Genomic DNA, 3,089 nt, shown 5'->3' with positions numbered 1-3,089 from the left:
TACGGTTCCTGTTCGTCAGTACCGAGTTTTGTAGTCTCGCTTTCTTCAGGTGTAACCTCGCGGTTACCACCCTTGCGACTTACTAATGCTTCCAGACGTTACTCCAGCGCATAAGGGACTTACACCCTCTAAATAAATTCTTATATTGCTATAAGATAAAGATGCCCATACTGGGCACACACAATGTATATAAAAATAATAGCGGTTTTAGTGCTAAATTCAAAGTGAGTATCTTTGCACAAAGTTTTGTGCTAAATTGAAAGGTAAGTGCTTTAAAATCCGCTACTATTCTTATACAAACCGTTCAGGCCGATTGCCGGAGGACATATCGCTCCGCCATGAAATCCGGCCCTATCCAGAGCGGTCCATTTTTTTAAAGGGGCGGTGCATCACAAAAGTGGCGGAACCCGACCTAAATGGATTTCACGCTCCCACGATACTCGATCGGCCTGAACGGCCCCTGTGTAAAACGCCATAAATTCAATCGACCCGGGCTCGGGGAAATAACATATGAAGAGTACAACCGGCATGAACACAGTATAAAGCGCACGGGGCGTTTTAAAAGCTACATGCGTGGCGGTCAAATCCCAAAATTCGAGTACTTTTATAACAACCATACCAACACGAAAATCAGCGAACATTAACCAAAACGCCCCGCCCGCTTTATACAGGGGCCGTTACCCACAATACCGAAAAAATGATAATTACGGAATTTAACCGTACAAATATTTGTTTTGTACGGTTTTTTAGCGTACATTTGAATAAATTATCAATTATGGCAACGAAAGAATTAAAACAAGAAAAAGCAAGATTTGATACTCGTTTAACTAAAGAACAAAAATTATTCTTTGAAAGAGCTGCACGAGTTGGCGGTTACAGAAGTTTAACTGATTTTGTAGTTTTAACGGTTCAAGAAAGAGCTAAAAAAATCATATCGGAAAAAGAGCAAATTATTGCTTCAAAGAAAGATAATGAAATATTTTTTGAAGCAATTACTAATTCACCTCAAGCAAACAAAAACCTTGTTAATGCTGCAAATGAATACAAAGCTCTTTTATCTAAATGAATGAATTAACAGAAAACTTAAATTCTAGTCACAGAAAAAAGGAATTTTCTTGTGGAAAAGATATGCTTGACAATTATTTACACAAACAAGCTAATCAAGACATTAAAAGAAAATTATCTGCCTGTTTCGTTTTGAATGACCAAGAAACTGATTTATTAAAAGGTTATTACACTCTAGCCAATAATAGTTTAGACCAAAAAATAATTCCTGCCGAATTTCAGAAAAAATTACCCAATTCGTATAAGTCCATACCGACCACTCTACTCGGAAGATTGGCAATAGATAATAGGTTTCAAAAAAAAGGAGTTGGGAAACTATTATTAATAGACGCTTTAAGAAGGAGTTACGAGATTTCTAAAAGTATTGGTTCATTTGCTGTTGTAGTTGACCCAATAGATGAAGATGCGGAACGATTTTATAATAAATATGGCTTTATTAAACTTCCTGACAGCGGAAAAATGTTTTTACCGATGAATACGATAAAGACATTATTTGAATAAAAGTACTGTGGGTAATCGAGTAGACGGCCGTAGGCCGTAAAGCCCACGGTGCGCCTCTCACACCACTCCCGAATTCTCGGGATACGGGTCTCGTATACGGCGGTTCGCAATCCATCTTTTCAATCGCTCTTTACACCAATCGAAACTATTCTGTACTTTTTTAAAGGGCTACAGATTTTCTGGGGGTTGCCCATTAACGAAAATCAATACTCCCTGAATAATTTCCAGAAGGACTGCGTTCGGTCCTTCCCCACTTGTGAGACCTATGCAGTTTTATGCAACTCGTTTCTCGTGGGTACTATGACCTCGGCTGACTTCTCCATTTAGCTACACGTAACTTTGGAGACCTCCCCAGGTAAGAGCGCCTTCTTTCTTCTGATCCCTGCCTTATCTACTATTTCGGTTATCACTTTACGTGTTTTGGACTTTACAATGATGTGCTTGCTTATCCAACCTAATAGCCTCATATAAGGTTCCTGTTCAGCCTGTCCTGAGCGAAGCCGAAGGGTCAGTACCAGAATTTGTAGTCCTGCTTTCTTCAGATGTAACCTCACGGTTACCACCCTTGCAGCTTACTAATGGTTCAAGGCGTTACCCCTGCCCATAAGGGACTTGCACCCTCTAAATGAATTAGCTACCTTTCTGTAGCTAAAAGACGCCCATACTGGGCACACACAATGGCTATAAGTAATTGCTTGTTCTCGCATGCTTTGGAAATTCCTGCGGAATTTCCAACTGGGTATGTACTTGCAAAGTTAAGTCCTAAACCAAGCAACTACTCATAGCCGAGACGTTGGCAAAAATTAAAAAAACCAATCAATATGAACAAAATAATACTTACATCAATTAGCGTAATTTTCGCTTGCAATTCAATTTTTGGACAAACGAACGAAAAAAAATACGCGAAAGATGTAAAATCAGTAGATTCAATAATAAATGCATATTACGATGTTGTTTCAGGTTCGAGTAGTGAGCCTTGGGAATTTGAAAGAGATAAATATATTCATTCAAAAAATGCTGTTATAACAAGGCTTGACGAAAATGGAAAAGCAGAGTCACATACTCTTGAAGCGGAATATATACCAATTGGATTATCACCAAAAGAAGATTTTTATGAAAAGGAACTAAAACGAGTAGTTAGCAAGTTTGGAAATATTGCGCAAGTTTGGAGTGCATTTGAAATACGAACTGACCTAAAAACTGAATCCAATATTAGAGGACTAAATAGCGTTCAACTTCATTATGAAAATGGAAGATGGTTTATAGACAGTTGGACTTGCGAAATGGAATCTGAAAAGAATAATTTAGTAACTGAATTTTTGAATAAGGAATAAAAAACTGGGACTATCTCATAAAGTGTGTAAATAAAAAAATAGCGGGGGCATGCCCCCGCTATTTTTTTAACTTTAAATTTTCACACCATTATGAAGAACGAGGAATTATTCGACGACAATTTTTTTAAACAGTTCAAGACCGGTGACGAGCTCAACGGTTTTTTGAAGGCACTCCAAAAACGCGGCATC

Annotated in this window: 4 protein-coding genes; 3 read left to right on the top strand and 1 reads right to left on the bottom strand. The window is 38.2% G+C overall.

Annotated elements, in window-relative coordinates; all coding sequences use genetic code 11:
• The first annotated feature begins 775 nt into the window (after nucleotides 1-775).
• Nucleotides 776-1,066, top strand: a complete 291-nt coding sequence (locus BFP75_RS01730; protein WP_099542960.1) for a DUF1778 domain-containing protein — start codon at nucleotides 776-778, stop codon at nucleotides 1,064-1,066.
• A complete protein-coding gene (locus BFP75_RS01725) occupies nucleotides 1,063-1,566 on the top strand; it encodes a GNAT family N-acetyltransferase (RefSeq protein WP_099542959.1) in 504 nt (167 codons plus the stop codon). The genes BFP75_RS01730 and BFP75_RS01725 overlap by 4 nt, the downstream gene beginning before the upstream one ends.
• Before the next feature lie 323 nt (nucleotides 1,567-1,889).
• Here BFP75_RS01725 and BFP75_RS21445 read toward each other — a convergent pair whose 3' ends face one another.
• Nucleotides 1,890-2,120 (bottom strand): hypothetical protein, encoded by a 231-nt coding sequence (locus tag BFP75_RS21445; protein WP_123803288.1) that lies wholly within the window; start codon nucleotides 2,118-2,120, stop codon nucleotides 1,890-1,892.
• Between the two features lie 267 nt (nucleotides 2,121-2,387).
• Between BFP75_RS21445 and BFP75_RS01720 the strand changes: the two genes are divergently transcribed.
• Nucleotides 2,388-2,900, top strand: coding sequence for a hypothetical protein (locus BFP75_RS01720; protein ID WP_099542958.1), 513 nt, complete (start codon nucleotides 2,388-2,390; stop codon nucleotides 2,898-2,900).
• Nucleotides 2,901-3,089 lie beyond the last annotated feature (189 nt).

This window comes from Maribacter sp. 4G9 (assembly GCF_002742265.1).
GTDB lineage: Bacteria > Bacteroidota > Bacteroidia > Flavobacteriales > Flavobacteriaceae > Maribacter.
The sequence above is the reverse complement of the archived record's forward strand: the minus strand, read 5'-3'. Positions and strand labels throughout refer to the sequence as shown.

Bases quoted from the DNA above. Each gene is read 5' to 3' on its own strand.
- BFP75_RS01730 (WP_099542960.1), top strand. From the start codon at position 776: ATGGCAACGAAAGAATTAAAACAAGAAAAAGCAAGATTTGATACTCGT.
- BFP75_RS01720 (WP_099542958.1), top strand. From the start codon at position 2,388: ATGAACAAAATAATACTTACATCAATTAGCGTAATTTTCGCTTGCAAT.
- BFP75_RS01725 (WP_099542959.1), top strand. From the start codon at position 1,063: ATGAATGAATTAACAGAAAACTTAAATTCTAGTCACAGAAAAAAGGAA.